Annotated in this window: 16 protein-coding genes and 1 pseudogene; 9 read left to right on the top strand and 8 right to left on the bottom strand. The window is 67.6% G+C overall.

The annotated features are described in order from the left end of the window. Positions 1–3 precede the first annotated feature (3 nt). From CEX88_RS01995 to CEX88_RS02020, 6 genes are all read left to right on the top strand, one after another. Positions 4–2,898, top strand: coding sequence for an FAD-binding and (Fe-S)-binding domain-containing protein (locus CEX88_RS01995; RefSeq protein WP_094292189.1), 2,895 nt, complete (start codon positions 4–6; stop codon positions 2,896–2,898). Beyond that, positions 2,895–3,257 carry an ANTAR domain-containing protein gene (locus CEX88_RS02000; protein ID WP_094292190.1) on the top strand — a complete coding sequence of 121 codons (363 nt, stop codon included), beginning with the start codon at positions 2,895–2,897 and terminating at the stop codon, positions 3,255–3,257. Before CEX88_RS01995 ends, CEX88_RS02000 begins: the two co-directional genes overlap by 4 nt. 97 nt (positions 3,258–3,354) lie before the next feature. After that, positions 3,355–3,831, top strand: coding sequence for a hypothetical protein (locus tag CEX88_RS02005; RefSeq protein WP_126315876.1), 477 nt, complete (start codon positions 3,355–3,357; stop codon positions 3,829–3,831). Then, a complete protein-coding gene (locus tag CEX88_RS02010; protein WP_094292192.1) occupies positions 3,828–5,057 on the top strand; it encodes an NRAMP family divalent metal transporter in 1,230 nt (409 codons plus the stop codon). Before CEX88_RS02005 ends, CEX88_RS02010 begins: the two co-directional genes overlap by 4 nt. Beyond that, positions 5,054–5,455, top strand: coding sequence for a hypothetical protein (locus tag CEX88_RS02015; RefSeq protein WP_094292193.1), 402 nt, complete (start codon positions 5,054–5,056; stop codon positions 5,453–5,455). Before CEX88_RS02010 ends, CEX88_RS02015 begins: the two co-directional genes overlap by 4 nt. Continuing rightward, positions 5,442–5,774 (top strand): PRC-barrel domain-containing protein, encoded by a 333-nt coding sequence (locus CEX88_RS02020; RefSeq protein ID WP_094292194.1) that lies wholly within the window; start codon positions 5,442–5,444, stop codon positions 5,772–5,774. Before CEX88_RS02015 ends, CEX88_RS02020 begins: the two co-directional genes overlap by 14 nt. Positions 5,775–5,786: 12 nt before the next feature. Here the strand turns inward: CEX88_RS02020 and CEX88_RS02025 are convergent, their stop codons facing one another. The 4 genes from CEX88_RS02025 to CEX88_RS02040 all read right to left on the bottom strand — a co-directional run bounded on the left by CEX88_RS02025 (position 5,787) and on the right by CEX88_RS02040 (position 8,871). After that, positions 5,787–6,665 (bottom strand): phosphatidate cytidylyltransferase, encoded by an 879-nt coding sequence (locus CEX88_RS02025; RefSeq protein WP_094292195.1) that lies wholly within the window; start codon positions 6,663–6,665, stop codon positions 5,787–5,789. Further along, a complete protein-coding gene (gene frr / locus CEX88_RS02030; RefSeq protein ID WP_064398771.1) occupies positions 6,665–7,222 on the bottom strand; it encodes a ribosome recycling factor in 558 nt (185 codons plus the stop codon). Before frr ends, CEX88_RS02025 begins: the two co-directional genes overlap by 1 nt. Before the next feature lie 71 nt (positions 7,223–7,293). Continuing rightward, the gene (gene pyrH, locus CEX88_RS02035) at positions 7,294–7,995 is read right to left on the bottom strand and encodes a UMP kinase (RefSeq protein ID WP_238381930.1); all 702 of its coding nucleotides are present in this window, start codon (positions 7,993–7,995) and stop codon (positions 7,294–7,296) included. 198 nt (positions 7,996–8,193) lie between these two features. Then, positions 8,194–8,871 (bottom strand): class I SAM-dependent methyltransferase, encoded by a 678-nt coding sequence (locus CEX88_RS02040; protein WP_094292197.1) that lies wholly within the window; start codon positions 8,869–8,871, stop codon positions 8,194–8,196. A 36-nt stretch (positions 8,872–8,907) separates the two neighbouring features. On the opposite strand from CEX88_RS02040, the gene CEX88_RS02045 reads away from it, so the two are divergent. Continuing rightward, positions 8,908–9,342 (top strand): MarR family transcriptional regulator, encoded by a 435-nt coding sequence (locus CEX88_RS02045; protein WP_094292299.1) that lies wholly within the window; start codon positions 8,908–8,910, stop codon positions 9,340–9,342. 19 nt (positions 9,343–9,361) lie between these two features. Next, positions 9,362–10,483, top strand: coding sequence for a glycerate kinase (locus CEX88_RS02050; protein ID WP_094292198.1), 1,122 nt, complete (start codon positions 9,362–9,364; stop codon positions 10,481–10,483). Here the strand turns inward: CEX88_RS02050 and CEX88_RS02055 are convergent. The 3 genes from CEX88_RS02055 to rpsB form a co-directional block, all read right to left on the bottom strand. Then, a complete protein-coding gene (locus tag CEX88_RS02055) occupies positions 10,480–11,889 on the bottom strand; it encodes an amidase (protein WP_094292199.1) in 1,410 nt (469 codons plus the stop codon). The two genes, CEX88_RS02050 and CEX88_RS02055, sit on opposite strands and share 4 nt — an antisense overlap. Before the next feature lie 130 nt (positions 11,890–12,019). Then, positions 12,020–12,835, bottom strand: a complete 816-nt coding sequence (tsf, locus tag CEX88_RS02060) for a translation elongation factor Ts (protein ID WP_094292200.1) — start codon at positions 12,833–12,835, stop codon at positions 12,020–12,022. Positions 12,836–12,847: 12 nt separating this feature from the next. Next, complete coding sequence (gene rpsB / locus CEX88_RS02065) at positions 12,848–13,711, bottom strand: 30S ribosomal protein S2 (protein ID WP_094292201.1); 864 nt, start codon at positions 13,709–13,711, stop codon at positions 12,848–12,850. A gap of 285 nt (positions 13,712–13,996) precedes the next feature. On the opposite strand from rpsB, the pseudogene CEX88_RS02070 reads away from it, so the two are divergent. Further along, a pseudogene (locus CEX88_RS02070) lies at positions 13,997–14,485 on the top strand (M23 family metallopeptidase); the annotation flags it as partial. Between the two features lie 253 nt (positions 14,486–14,738). Here CEX88_RS02070 and CEX88_RS02075 read toward each other — a convergent pair. Then, positions 14,739–15,626 (bottom strand): alpha/beta fold hydrolase, encoded by an 888-nt coding sequence (locus tag CEX88_RS02075; protein WP_094292202.1) that lies wholly within the window; start codon positions 15,624–15,626, stop codon positions 14,739–14,741. Between the last annotated feature and the right edge of the window lie 18 nt (positions 15,627–15,644).

The following is a 15,644-nucleotide window of genomic DNA, read 5'->3' on the forward strand; positions in this document are numbered from 1 at the left end:
CACATGAGCACTTCCTCACTGATCTATTCCAAGCTCGCCGCCGAGCTGAATCGCCGCATGGCGGGTGAGGTCCGGTTCGACCCCGGCTCGCGAGCGGCCTACTCCACCGACGCATCGAACTACCGCCAGGTCCCGATCGGCGTGGTCGTGCCGGATACGCCGGACGATGCGGTCGAAGCCATCGCGGTATGTCGCGACAACGACGTCCCAGTCCTCTCCCGCGGCGGCGGCACCAGCTTGGCCGGTCAGTGCTGCAATGCCGCCGTGGTGCTCGACTGGAGCAAGTACTGCACCCGCATCCGCACGGTCGACGTCGACAGGGGCACCGCGGTCGTCGAACCCGGCATCAAGCTCGACGTTCTCAACGACCGTCTGGCGGACACCGGATGGATGGTGGGCCCGAAACCCTCTACGCATGTCAGTTGCACGATCGGCGGAATGATCGGCAACAATTCGTGCGGCTCGACCGCGCAGGCGTACGGAAAGATGGTCGACTCGGTTCGCGCCCTGGAGATCCTGACCTACGACGGCATCCAACGCTGGATCGGCCCGACCGAGGACCGCGACATCGACCGAATCATCGCCTCGGGAGGACGGCTCGCCGAAATCTACGGTGGGCTGCGCTCGATCGTCACCGAGTTCGGGGACGACATTCGCGAGCGCTACCCCCACATTCCACGCCGGGTGTCGGGCTACAACCTCGATAGCCTGTTGCCCGACAACGGCTTTGACCTCGCAAAGGGGTTGGCCGGAAGCGAGAGCACGCTTGTCACCGTGCTGTGCGCCGAGATCGACCTGGTTCGCCGGCCCGCGGCGAGCGCCCTGGCGCTACTCGGCTTCGACGACATCGCCGCCGCCGCCGACGCCGTACCGGCCGTGCTCGAGCACGAGCCGGCAGCGCTTGAAGGCCTCGATCAGCGGCTGGTCGAACTCGAGCACTCACGGCGGTTGGCCGAAAAGGCCCTCCACCAGCTGCCCCGCGGAGGCGGTTGGCTCATGGTGCAAATGGACGGCGGGGACCAGGATCAGGCCGATCACCGCGCCAAGGCGATGATCGAGGCCGTGCAGGCGGCGGCCGGCTGCGACGCCAAGGTCCTCAGCGATCCCGCACACAAGAAGCAGGTGTGGGCCGCCCGGGAAGCCGGGCTGGGCGCGACGGCCTATCCACCGGTCGGCCCCGAGACGCACGAAGGATGGGAGGATGCGGCGGTCCCGCCGCACCGGTTGGGTGATTACCTGCGCGACTTTCATTCCCTGCTCGATCGCTACGGCTACGGAACATCGTCGCTCTACGGGCATTTCGGTCAAGGATGCGTGCACACCCGGATCCCGTTCGACCTGCGCACCTCCGACGGCATCGCCGCATACCGTCGGTTCGCCCACGACGCCGCCCACCTCGTCGTCGATTACGGCGGGTCGCTGTCCGGGGAACACGGCGACGGTCAGTCACGCGGCGAACTGTTGCCGATCATGTTCGGCCACCGCGTCGTTCGGGCGTTCGAGAAGACCAAGGCACTCTTCGATCCCGACAACCGGATGAATCCGGGAAAGGTCGTCAACCCATACCGTCTCGACGACAACCTGCGGTTCGGTACCGGATATCTACCGATCGAGCCGGCGACGGCGTTCGCCTACGCCGAAGACGGGCACCGCTTCTCGCATGCGGCGGCGCGGTGCGTCGGCGTAGGGAAGTGCCGCGGTGACGAGTCCGGAGTGATGTGTCCTAGTTACCGCGCCACCGGGGAGGAGCACCATTCGACCCGCGGGCGGGCGCGGCTGCTGTTCGAGATGCTGCAGCAAGACGTCATCACCGACGGCTGGGCGTCGACCGAGATCCGCGACGCCCTCGATCTGTGCCTGGCGTGCAAGGGCTGCCTGAGCGACTGCCCGGTCAACGTCGACATGGCAACGTACAAGGCGGAGTTCCTTTTTCACCACTACCGTCGTCGCCTGCGTCCCATGGCCCACTACACCATGGGATGGATACCGCTGTGGGCCCGAATAGCCACGGGCGCACCGCGAGCCGTCAACGCCCTGACACACACACCGCACCTGGACGGGGCGATCAAGGTCCTCGGCGGGATCGACTCGCATCGAGACCTCCCGCGGTTCGCGGCGCGACGGTTCACCCGATGGTGGCGCGATCAGCCGCTGCTGACCGGAGGCCGCGAGTCGGTCATCCTGTTCGCGGACACCTTCACCAACAACTTCGATCCGGATATCGGCCGCGACGCTGTCAAGGTGCTCCGATCGGCCGGCTTCAGCGTCACCGTTCCCAGCAACACGCTCTGTTGTGGGCTCACGTGGATCTCGACCGGCCAACTCGGTGTCGCGAAAAAGGTTCTGGCAAGGACGTTGCGAGCCCTTCGGCCCGCGCTGCGCACCGGTACTCCGATCGTCGTTCTCGAACCCAGTTGCGCGGCGGTGTTCCGCTCCGATGCGACGAACCTGTTGCGCGGCAACGAGGATGCACACCGACTCGCCGCGCAGACGTACACGATCGGTGAACTTCTGCACCTCAGGGCGGACGACTGGGAACCACCGCGGATCGGCGGCCACGCCGTCGTGCAGCCGCACTGTCATCAGCACGCGGTGCTGCACTACGCCGAGGAGAAGGCGGTTCTCGAGGACGCCGGTGTCGACGCCCGAGTGCTCGATGCCGGATGCTGCGGCCTTGCAGGGAATTTCGGTTTCCAACGTGGACATCACAACGTATCGGTGGCATGCGCCGAGGACAAACTGCTCCCCGCGCTGCGCGGCGTGGACCCCGAGACGATGGTGCTCGCCGACGGATTCAGCTGCCGAACACAGATCCGCGACCTGACCGAGAACTGCACCCCGCGTCACACAGCTTCCGTCCTCGCCGGAGCGCTACGAGAACGAAAGGAGCAACGATGACCCTCACCTGGTCCGCCGAAGACCAGGCCACCCGCGTGACGGTCGCTGCACCTGTCACCGAGGCCGAACGGCTGCGGCTCGAAATCGATCAGCTGCGGGACAAGCTCGCCGGTCTCCCCATGATCGAACAAGCCAAAGGGATGCTGATGCAGACCTTCGGCCTCAGTGACGAGCAGGCATTCGACGTCCTTCGCATGCTGTCTCAGATCAGCAATGTCCGGGTCCGCCAGGTCGCGGGATCTGTCGTCGAAATCTGGACCCGCTGCGGACCCCGGCCCGACTTCGACGCCGCGGCCGAGTCCCTACTGTCCCTGCGCGACATCCTGCGCACACCCGATGGCGCGCTGTCCCACGCCTGAGTCCGCCGAGTTCGCGCGCCGTCCTCGTACGGTTCACGCCGCGACACACGGCCGGATTCCGCGGAGAAGCTGTCGTTTCGGCGGAAAATGCACAATCGTGACCGCGAAGTCTCTTCGTCGCGCGCATGTCAGGGGCTCGGTGCGTGTCGCGCTCGCGCTGGTGCTACTGGCCGGTGTCCTCGCGCTGGCCTTGACCAGCTGCCCGAGCAATCGCGACGGTATGCCCGGGAAACTTGCGTCGGCAAAGGAGGAGACGGAGTCGGCGGCGCGCACGGGCGCGCAAGCGCTCGATCTCTGGATCCAGCGCCGGTCGACGAGGAATCTGGCCGCGGTGCAACTCAGCGATGCGCGCGATCAGATCGCCCAGTCCTATTCGGGTATCGCGGTGCTGAGAGCCGAAGATCCGCAGGATCTGCGTCGGCAGTCGCTACTGACCGAGACGATGACAACCCTCATCGGTCAGCTCAACGCCGCCAACGCCGCCGTGCGCGCGGTGGACGGCCAACCCGACGCGCGGCAACTGCGTCGGTCCATGCTCGATGTCGTCGACCACCTCACGGCCACCTACCGATGAAACGCATCTTCGCGGTAGCCCTCGGCATCCTCACCGCCATCGGCGGCTTCCTCGACATCGGCGACCTGGTGACCAATGCCGTGGTCGGTTCGCGGTTCGGTCTCGCGCTCGCGTGGGTGGTCCCTGTCGGGGTGCTCGGCATCTGCCTCTTCGCGCAGATGTCCGGCCGGGTGGCCGCGGTCAGCGGGCGGGCCACATTCGAGATCATCCGTGAACGGCTCGGGCCACGCACTGCCGCAGCCAATCTCAGCGCCTCGTTTTTCATCAACCTGATGACCGTCACCGCCGAGATCGGCGGTGTCGCGCTGGCTTTGCAGCTGGCCACCGACGTCGGCCCCAATCTCTGGTTCCCGGTAGCGGCGTTCGCGGTCTGGGTCGTCATCTGGCGGGTGAAGTTCTCCCATATGGAGAACTTCGCCGGCATGCTCGGATTGGCGCTGATCGTCTTCGCCGTCGCGGTGTTCCTGCTGTCACCCGACTGGGGCGACCTGGCCTCCCAGGCCACTGCCCCGACCATCCCGGAGAGCGAATCGGCGGCCACCTACTGGTACTTCGCGGTCGCGCTGTTCGGAGCGGCGATGACGCCCTACGAAGTGTTCTTCTTCTCCTCCGGCGCAGTGGAAGAAGGTTGGACCGTCAAGGATCTCAGTACCTCACGGCTCAACGTGCTGGTCGGTTTCCCGCTGGGCGGCGTGCTCTCGGTCGCGATCGCCGCCTGCGCGACGATCGTGCTGCTGCCCGCGCAGATCGAGGTCACCTCGCTGTCGGAGGTGGTCATGCCGATCGTGACCGCAGGCGGCCAACTCGCCCTGGCGTTCGCCATCGTCGGTATCGTCGCCGCCACCTTCGGCGCCGCGTTGGAGACCACGTTGTCCTCCGGCTACACCCTGGCCCAGTTCTTCGGCTGGACGTGGGGCAAATTCCGTCGTCCGGCCGAGGCGTCGCGTTTTCACGTCGTGATGCTCGTGGCGTTGATCGTCTGTACCGCAGTACTTTTCAGCGGAGTGGATCCGATCCAGGTGACCGAGTTCTCGGTGGTGTTCTCCGCTATCGCGTTGCCGCTGACGTATCTGCCGATCCTGATCGTGGCCAATGACCCGGGGTACATGGGTGAGCACGTGAACGGCCGGGTCACCAACGCCTTGGCATCGGTGTATCTGGTCATCATCCTCGCCGCCTCACTGGCCGCGATCCCGCTGATGATCCTCACAGGAGCGGGCCAATGAGCTCATATGACTTTCCTGAAGCACCGCACCGCGGACGGCTGCTCGACGCGCGACTGCAGTTGCTGGACCGACAACTGGTCGACGGCGACGGTGCCCCAGTCGGAATCGTCGCCGATCTGGAAATCGACGGCATCACCGCCGGCGCCGATATCGACAAGAGCGCTTCACCGCCGACTGTAAGCGCGATCCTGACCGGCGACGTGCTGATCACCCGAATCTTCGGCGGCCGCCCTCCGGTTTCGCGGATGCAGTCGATCGCCTGGCGGGCCGTCGCCGAAGTCCATGCCGTCATCCAGGTCGACATCGACGACACCGACTTGGACCCGCCCTGGATCGAGAGGTGGTTACGCGAACGGCTGATCGTCCACATCCCTGGAGGACGCCATGCAGCTGAGTGAGATCCTCGGGCTGCCGGTGTGCGACGCAGACGCGCAGTCGGTGGGCACCGTGGTCGATGTCCGACTGCATTTTCGCGACGGCGGCGACCCGGCGTCCAGCACACCACAACTGTTCGGCCTGGTGGTCAGCCCGCACACCCGTTCGTCGTATCTCGGCTACGAGCGCTCCGGAGTCAACAAGCCCCGCGCGTTGGCCGCGTTGCTGCGGTGGCGGCACCGCGGCACCCGCCTGGTGCTGTGGCACGATGTCGCGCGCATCGACGCCGACGCGGTGACGCTGCGCCCCGGCTTCCAGAGCTATTCGCCCGTACTGCACTAGTCGCAGCGGCAGTCACGCCAACAGCGTCAGGACGATCCAACCCGCCACGGCCGACGGCAGCATCGCGTCGATGCGGTCCATGATGCCGCCGTGGCCGGGCAGCAACGTGCCCATATCCTTGATTCCGAGGTCGCGTTTGACCTGCGACTCGACCAGGTCGCCGAGCACGCCGGTGATCACCAGCATGAGCCCGAGGGGCAGACCCACCCAGGCGGGCTTGTCCATTAGGAACGTCACCGAGAGCACGGCGGCGGCGGTGCCGAACACCAGCGACCCGCCAAGGCCCTCCCACGACTTCTTCGGGCTGATCGCAGGCGCCATCAGATGCTTGCCGAACAGCACCCCGGCCACATAGCCGCCGATGTCGGCGAACACGACGGTCGCGATCACCGTGAACACCCTGCCGCCGCCGTGGTCCTGGAAGATCAGCAGCGCGCTGAAGCTGGCGAACAACGGCACCCACGTCGACAGCAGCACCGCGGCGGCGATGTCGCGCAGGTAGTTGACCGGTTGGTGGCGCAGGCCGTGCCCGACCAGCCGCCACACCATGCAGACGACGACCGTCCCGCCGTACGCCCCGAGCACCCCGGCCGGCCCGAACGGCCAGCTCAACCAGATCATCGCCTGGCCGCCGAGCAGCAACGGAACCGCCGGAAGGTCGTATCCGGCCTCGCGCAGCCGGCGAATCATCTCGTGGGTGGCAATCGGGATGAAGACCGCCAGCACGGGCAGCCATCCGATCGGCCAGAAGAGCAGGATGCCGATCGCCATGGCGCCGAGCAGGACGCCGACTCCGATGGCGGCGGGCAGGTCGCGGCCCGCCCGCGACTTCTTCTTGGGCGGTTCGTCGACCGGCGTCTCTGCCACGGGACCCTTCTGCTGTTCGGTCATTAGACCTCCAGCAGCTCGCCTTCTTTGTGCTTGACCAGCTCGTCGATCTGGTGGGTGTAGGTGGCGGTGGACTTGTCGAGGTCCTTCTCCGCGCGCGACACCTCGTCCTCGCCTGCCTCACCGTCTTTTTTGATGCGGTGCAGTTCCTCCATCGCCTTGCGGCGGATGTTGCGCACCGCGACCTTGGCGTCCTCGCCCTTCGCCTTGGCCTGCTTGACCAGGTCGCGGCGTCGCTCCTCGGTCAGCTGCGGGATCGCCACGCGGATGACGTTGCCGTCGTTGGTCGGGTTCACGCCGAGGTCGGAGTTGCGGATCGCATCCTCGATGTTGCGCAACTGGCCCGCCTCATAGGGCTTGATCACCACCATCCGCGCCTCGGGCACGTTGATGCTCGACAGCTGGGTGATCGGTGTCGGCGATCCGTAGTAGTCGACGTTGACACGCGAGAACATGCCGGGATTGGCGCGGCCGGTGCGGATCGACGACAGGTCATCGCGCGCGACCGACACCGCCTTCTCCATCTTCTCCTCGGCATCGAAGAGGGTTTCGTCGATCACGGTCCTTCTCCTTCGTCTGTGCGCGTCGGTCACCGGTCTGAGTGCGCACCTTCGCTGCGGGCGCGGGCGGATCAGGTGGTGACCAGTGTTCCGATCTTCTCACCCGCGACCGCCCGGGCGATATTGCCGTCGGTGAGCAGGTTGAACACCAGGATCGGCATGCCGTTGTCCATACACAGGCTGAACGCGGTGGCGTCGGCCACCTTCAGGCCGCGGTCGATGACTTCGCGGTGGCTGATCGCGGTGAGCAGTTCGGCGTCGGGGTGCTGGCGCGGGTCGGCGGTGAAGACGCCGTCGACGGCCTTGGCCATCAGCACCACCTCGGCGCCGATCTCGAGCGCGCGCTGGGCGGCGGTGGTGTCGGTGGAGAAATACGGCAGGCCCATGCCCGCTCCGAAGATGACGACGCGGCCCTTCTCGAGGTGCCGCACGGCGCGCAGCGGGATGTACGGTTCGGCGACCTGACCCATCGTGATGGCGGTCTGCACCCGGGTCGCGATGCCTTCCTTCTCCAGGAAGTCCTGCAGCGCCAGGCTGTTCATGACGGTGCCGAGCATCCCCATGTAGTCGCTGCGGGTGCGCTCCATGCCGCGCTGCTGCAGTTGTGCGCCGCGGAAGAAATTGCCGCCGCCGATGACCACGGCCACCTGCACGCCGCTGCGGACCACTTCGGCGATCTGGCGCGCCACCAGGTGGACGACGTCGGGATCGAGGCCCACTTCCCCACCGCCGAACATCTCGCCGCCCAGCTTGAGCAGTACGCGGGTGTACATGGGACGGATGGAACCTGCGGCGGCTCCGTCGGGTTTGCTCGCATCCGGAGCCGCTCCGGTGGCGACTTCGGAGTTCGGAGCTGCCTGACCGGCGACGTTGGGATCCGCCATCCGACTCCTTACGGGTCCTCGCTGAGATCCCCTTCATCCTGCCTCATGGCGGGCCCGAGGGCGGCCAGTGGGTCGCGACTCGCCGGGTCAGTCGGGCAGGTGGGCGCTCAGCAGCCAGGCGGGCACCGATTTGCGGCCTTTCGGCTCGTCGCGGATGTCGAGCGCCGGAAAGAACTCCTCGAATCCGTCCGGGAAGACGCCGTGTATGCGCGCCGGTCTGATCTCGTCGATCGTCCAGTACTTGGAGACGACGTCGCGCAGCTCGTCTTCGGTGACGGGGTTGGCCGGACCGTTGGGCATGCCCGCCCTGTCGAACACCAACACGAAGTAGGACGCGCCGGGTGCCGCCGCCCGCACGATCGAACGCTGATAGCCGTCGCGCAGGTCCACGGGCATCGAGTGGAACAGCGTCGAGTCGACGATCGTGCCGAACCGGCCGTCGTAGCCCGAGAAGTCGCTGATATCGGCGACGTCGAAGGTCGCGTCGGTCAGCCCGCGCTTGGCGGCCTCCTGTCTGGCCAGTTCGATCGCGGTGGGCGACTGGTCCAGACCCACCGTGGTATAGCCCCGTTCGGCGAGGTGGATCGCCAGCGCGGCCTCACCGCACCCCGCGTCGAGCACATCGCCGTGAAATCTGCCCTCTTCTATCAGGGGCATGAGCTCCGGCTGCGGCTCACCGATGCTCCACGGCGGCTTGCCGCCGCTCATCTCGGGCATCTCGCCCTTGTATGCGTTCTCGAACAGCTCACCCGTTGGTTCGGTCATGCATCGTTGATATCAATGTGGTTGATATATGTCAACATGGTTGACATGAATGGACCGCTCGAGGATCAGCCGCTGGGTTTGCTCCTGTCCCGGGTTGCCAAGGCGCTGCGCAGCGAGGTCACCACGACGGTGCTCGAACCGCTGGGCGTCGCGTTCCCCCAGTACCTGTGCATGCGGATCCTTTCCCAGCACGAGGGACGGTCCAATGCGGAACTGGCCCGCGACTTCAACGTCTCGCCGCAAGCGATGAACATGGTGCTGCGCGGCCTCGAGGACCGCGGGTTCGTCTCCCGCCCCGCGAGCGTGTCGTCGGGACGGTCGCTGCCCGCCCAGCTCACGCGCGAGGGCCGGGAGTTGTTGAAACGCACCGATTCCGGTGTGCGCGCGGCCGAGCGCAAGTTGATGGCGAATCTGAGTCAACGCCAGCAGCGGGACTTCAAGCAGATTCTGGCGGCGCTCGGTACCGACTGAGTTCTGCGAGACTACGTCCATGAAGATCGTCCTGGCGCCGGACTCCTTCAAGGAATCGATGACCGCGTCCGAAGCGGTCGCCGCGATGAGGGCCGGCGTCGCGGCGGTGCTGCCGGACGCCGACGTCGTCGGTGTGCCGATGGCCGACGGCGGTGAAGGCACGGTCGATGCGGTCGTCGACGCGCTGCACGGGGAGCACGTCGAGGTGCAGGTGTCCGACGCGCTGGGCCGCACCGTCACCGCACGGTACGGCTACGTGCCGCTGCGCCAGTTGGCGGTCATCGAGATGGCTGCAGCGGCGGGTCTGGAACTCGTCACACCTCACGAACGAGACATCCTGCGCGCCAGCACGTTCGGCGTGGGTGAGCTGATCACGTCGGCCCTCGACCGCGGCGCCGAGGATGTCCTGATCGGCCTGGGCGGCTCGGCCACCAACGACGGAGGAACAGGCATGCTCACCGCACTGGGCGCGGCGTTCCTCGACGCCGACGGCCTGCCGCTGCGTCCCGGCGGGGCCGACCTCGAACGCCTCGAACGCATCGACGTTATGGGGATGGATCCACGCCTGCGCGACGCCCGGATCCGGGTGGCCTCCGACGTCACCGCGCCGCTGCTGGGTCCGGGCGGCGCCACTGCGGTGTTCGGTCCGCAGAAGGGCGCCGGTGCAGACGACATGCCGCGACTCGAGGCGGGGCTGTCCCGACTGGCCGCGGTCGCCTCGGCGACGTTCGGCGCCACCCAACCCCAGCGGCCGGGCGCGGGCGCGGCCGGCGGTATGGGTTTCGCGCTAGTCGAATTCCTCGGTGCGACAAGCAGACCCGGCGTTGACGAGGTGGCCGAAACGGTCGGTCTCGAGCGGGCGCTGCGGGGCGCGGACTGGGTGTTCACCGGCGAGGGCAGCGTTGATGCGCAGACGGTCATGGGTAAGACGCCGTTCGGCGTGGCCCAAGCGGCCGTACGCGCCGGGGCGCGGGTGGTCATCTTCGCAGGCCGGGTCGCCCCCGACGCCGCCGTGCTGCTGGATCACGGCGTCGAACGACTCGTCGCGATCACCGCCGAGGGCACACCGATCGAGCGGGCGCTCCGCGAGGGCGCCCAGTCGCTCACCCGCGCCACCGCCGAGGTGTGCCGCTCCCTCTAGCCCGCGTCGTGAATCCGCTTGAACGGGCGCGCTTGCTCGAGTTCGTACGCCAACTGGAGCAACCGGCCCTCGTGGCCCACCGGCGCGGCGAACATCATGCCGACCGGCAGGCCCGATGCGGACTCGGCGAGGGGCAGCGAGATCGCCGGCTCCCCTGTGGCGTTCTGCAGAGGCGTGAACGCCACCCACTCGACGAGCCGGTCGATGATCGTCTGGTAGTCCAGCATCGGGTCGAGATGACCGATGCGCGGCGTGACGTCGGCAAGCGTCGGGGTGAGCACGACGTCATGGTTCCGCGTGACACGCTCGGTGACCCGGCGCATCCGCGACAGTCGCGCGAGCGCCCCCGGCATCCGGTGTAGGTTGCGCGACGCGTGGCGGTCGAGTCCGAGGGTCAGGTTGTCGAGGCGCCCACGGTCGAAACTGCGCCCGAACGTCGATCGCCCGCCGCGGACGAGCGCGAACGCCAGAAACGACCAGTAGAGCAGGAAGTCGGTCATGAAGTGCGACGGCACGGGATTGTCGATCACGGTGACCCGGTGTCCGAGTTCCTCGAGCAGCGCGGCGTTCTTCAGCGTGAGTTCGCGCACCTCCGGGCTCGCCTCGCGCGCTATCGACTGCGTGCACACCGCGATTCGCAGGCGCTGCGCCCCGGGCCCGGTGATGTCGCCGACTGCGGGCAACGCCGGGTTGCGATACACCCGCTCGATCTCGCGGTAGAACGCCGCAGAGTCGCGCACCGAGCGCGTGACAACACCGTTGGCGACGATGCGAAGCGGCATCTGCCGCAGCTTCTTGTCCAGGGGCAGCCGACCCCGCGATGGCTTGAGACCCACTAAGCCGTTGCAGGCGGCCGGAATTCGGATCGACCCGCCGCCGTCGTTGGCGTGGGCGATCGGCACCACCCCGGCGGCCACGAACGCCGCGGAGCCCGACGACGACGCGCCCGCGGTGTGCTCGGGATTCCACGGATTGCGCACCGGGCCCAGCCGCGGATGCTCGGCCGACGCGCTGAATCCGAATTCGGACATCTGCGTCTTGCCGAGGGGAGCCAGTCCCGTGGCCAGAAACGAACGCGCGAAGTCGCCGTGCGTGCGCTCCGGGTGCGGATCCCAGGCGTCGGTGCCGTTCATCGTCGGCATCGTGGCGACCGCGACGTTGTCCTTGAGAAACGACGGGACGCCGTTGAAGTAGCCGCCGTAAGGGCGTGCGGCAGCACCGGCGCGGGCCCGCTCGAACGCCCCGTACGCCAGTCCGTTGAGCGCCGGATTGACGGCCTCGGTGCGGGCGATCGCGGCGTCGACGAGTTCGGCTCGCGACACCGCACCCGCCTGCAGCGCCTCCACCAGACCGACCGCATCGAGATCGCCGAGGGCGTCGTCGCCGAAGGCGCTTATCCGAGTCATGCCGACGACGGTACCAAGTCGTACCGCCGCGGCCCCAGAAATGCGCGAGCGCTCACCCTTGTACGGTTCCCGGCGTCCGGGCCGTACGACGATGAGCGCTCGCGCCAGAGAGCGGTTCGCTAAAGAGTGGTCAGGCCTGGCCGACTTCGAAGCGAACGAAGCGGGTCACGGTCACACCGGCCTCGTCGAGCAGGGCCTTCACGGTCTTCTTGCTGTCGGACACCGACGGCTGGTCGAGCAGCACGACGTCCTTGTAGAAGCCGGTCACGCGGCCCTCGACGATCTTGGGCAGGGCCTGCTCGGGCTTGCCCTCGTTGCGGGCGGTCTCCTCGGCGATGCGCCGCTCGTTGGCGGCGACGTCCTCGGGCACGTCCTCCCGGGTGAGGTACTTGGCCTTGAGCGCGGCGATCTGCAGGGCGACCGCGTGGGCGGCCTGCTTGTTATCGCCTTGGTACTCGACCAGCACACCCACGGCCGGCGGCAGGTCCGCGGCACGCTTGTGCAGGTAGGTCTCCACGGTGCCGTCGAAGTAGGCGACGCGACGCAGCTCGAGCTTCTCGCCGATCTTGGCCGACAGGTCCGCGATGACCTGCTCGACGGTGGTGTCACCCACCTTCGCAGCCTTGAGTGCGTCGATGTCGGTCGCCTTGGCGGCCGCCGCGGCGGCGACGATTTGCTCGGCGACGGACTGGAACTCCGAGTTCTTGGCGACGAAGTCGGTTTCGGAGTTCAGCTCGATCAGTGCGCCGTCCTTGGCGGCCACCAGGCCTTCGGCGGTGGCGCGCTCCGCGCGCTTGCCGACGTCCTTGGCGCCCTTGATGCGCAGCAGCTCGACGGCCTTGTCGAAGTCGCCGCCGGCCTCGACGAGCGCGTTCTTGCTGTCGAGCATGCCGGCGCCGGTCAGCTCCCGCAGTCGCTTGACGTCGGCAGCGGTGTAGTTAGCCATATCAGCCTTCTCTTACGGATTCTGGGAGGGTTTCGGTTCGGTCTGGACGTCCGCCTCGGGGGTGCCGGGCGCGGCACCCGCGGCGGTGGGGCTTGCGGTGGCGGTCGCGCTCGCAAGCAGCTCCTGCTCCCACTCGGCGAGCGGCTCGGCAGCGTCGGCGTCCGGCTTGTCACCGTCGCGACCCACGCCCGCGCGGGCCTGCAGGCCCTCGGCGACCGCGGCGGCGATCACCTTGGTCAGCAGCGCGGCCGAACGGATCGCGTCGTCGTTGCCCGGAATCGGGTAGTCGACGAGATCCGGGTCGCAGTTGGTGTCCAGGATCGCGATGACCGGAATGTTCAGCTTGCGCGCCTCACCGACGGCGATGTGCTCCTTGTTGGTGTCGACGACCCACACGGCCGAGGGCAGCTTGGACATGTCCCGGATACCACCGAGCGACCGTTCGAGCTTGTTCTTCTCGCGGGTCAGCATCAGGATTTCCTTCTTGGTGCGACCCTCGAACCCGCCGGTCTGCTCCATCGTCTCGAGTTCCTTGAGACGCTGCAGCCGCTTGTGCACGGTCTGGAAGTTGGTGAGCATGCCGCCCAGCCAGCGCTGATTCACATACGGCATGCCGACGCGGGTGGCCTCTTCGGCGATCGACTCCTGCGCCTGCTTCTTGGTGCCGACGAACATGATCGTCCCGCCGTGCGCGACCGTCTCCTTGACGAACTCGTACGCCTTGTCGATGTAGGTCAGCGTCTGCTGCAGGTCGATGATGTAGATGCCGTTGCGGTCGGTGAAGATGAACCGCTTCATCTTGGGGTTCCAGCGGCGGGTCTGATGCCCGAAGTGGGTGCCGCTGTCGAGCAGCTGCTTCATGGTTACAACAGCCATGAGTCCATGGTCCTTTTCGTCGGTTGATGCCGGCGCCGGGTGACGCCGAGCCCTGGTGACTGCTCGGAATGCCAGAACCCGTCTAAAGACGGGACCGACGGCATCCGGGGGAACGACCTAGTGGAACGGGTCGCGGGTGCAGACACGCGAAGTCAGCCCGCGCAAGCGAGCTGCGGTTAGCAGTTTACACCCTGCACAGGGGTGCTTTTTCCACGCCGAGCCCGCTGTCCACAGATGCGGGTCCCCCTCTGGCGCCAGTCGGGCAGCCCCCGCTGAGCTGGGGTGATGCGATTGATCACGCTGGCTTGCATCGCGCTGGTGTCCGGGCTGGTCTGGGCGGGACCCGTCGCGGCCGAAGGCGCCCGGTTGGCCTGGCCGCTGCGGCCGCGCCCAGAGGTGACCAGGGCTTTCGACGCGGCCGAGCCGAACTGGGCGCCCGGGCATCGCGGTGTCGACCTGGCGGGCGCACCCGGCCAACGTGTGCTCGCGGCGGCCGACGGCACCGTGGTCTTCGCGGGTGAGCTGGCGGGGCGGCCGGTCGTCTCGATCACCCACCCCGGCGGTCTGCGGACCAGCTATGAACCGGTCCGGGCGACGGTCGTGCGGGGACAACGCATCGACGCGCAGGCGGTGATCGGCGTGCTGGAAGCCGGACATCCCGGCTGCACACGCTCGGCCTGCCTGCACTGGGGCGCGATGTGGGGTCCGGCGTCGCGCGCCGACTACGTCGACCCGCTCGCCCTCGTGGTCACCACCCCGATCCGCCTCAAACCCGCGAGCGTGCGTGTCGGCACACGACACGCCGCCACTTTTCGTCGGTCTGCGCACGCTCGGCCCCGCACGAGCGTGCGCCTCACGTCGAACCGTGAGCACCGATGCTCATCGCAACCGGTCTATGCGTTTCGGGTTGACCGCCGGCCTGACGCGCACCGGCGAGCAGATGTGGGCGTTCGCCTGCGCGGTCGAGGGTTCGTCTTCGACGACCTGCCCGGGCGGCCGTCGGCGATGCCGGATATCGCCGAGGTGATCAAGCTGCTGCGCCGAGCATGTCGAGGAACTCCAGCATCGCGGATACCACGGCGTCGGGCCGGTCCCGCTGCACCCAATGTGTCGCGCCCGCAACCACTTCGAGGCGCGCCGCCGGGATCAGTTCGGCCGCTGCCCGCGCCGCCGCGACCGGCACACTGCTGTCCTTGTCTCCGTGAACGATCAGCGCGGGGCGGGGGAACGTCGTGAGCCGGTCGCGGTAGTCGGTGGCGAGACAATTCCACCGGACCTGATCGCGTTGCCACTGACCGAACGCCTCGAATGCGTGATCCGCTCGGGCCGCCGACAGAATCTCGTCGACCAGTTCCGGAGTTCGCGCCGCGGGGTCGCCGATCAACGCCGGCAGGACCCACGCCATGGCACGCCTGCTTCGCCCCGACCACCGGCTCACCGTTTTCAGCAGGCCGGTGCGCACCATGGCCCAGGTCAGCGCCTGCCGGAGACCGGACAGCGGCCCTCCAGACAGCCGGGGCATGAACCCGTAGCTGGCCAACAGCATTGCCCCCGTGACCTTTTCGGGGCGCTCCAACACGTGCCCGATCGTCATCCCACCACCGAGCGACAAACCGCCGACCGCATAGCCGTCCAGGGCAAGCGCGTCGACGAACTCGCCGACGTAGCCGACCAACCGATCCTGGGTCGAGGGCCACGGCGCCGGCGGACTGTCGCCGTAGCCCGGATGATCGGGCGCGAGCACGCGGTAACCGCCGGCCGCGAGCCTCGGCGCGACACCACTCCAGGACAGCGACGCGCTGTCCACTCCGCCGCCGTGCAACAGCACCACCGTCGGCGCCGCGTCGACGCGCTCGGGTGCCCACTCGAGGTAGCTGACCGGCCCCCACGACAGCTCGAACGTCGACCTGACCACGTTCCTCCTTTGCGATTT

The sequence above is a fragment of the Mycobacterium neumannii genome, assembly GCF_002245615.1.
GTDB lineage: Bacteria > Actinomycetota > Actinomycetes > Mycobacteriales > Mycobacteriaceae > Mycobacterium > Mycobacterium neumannii_A.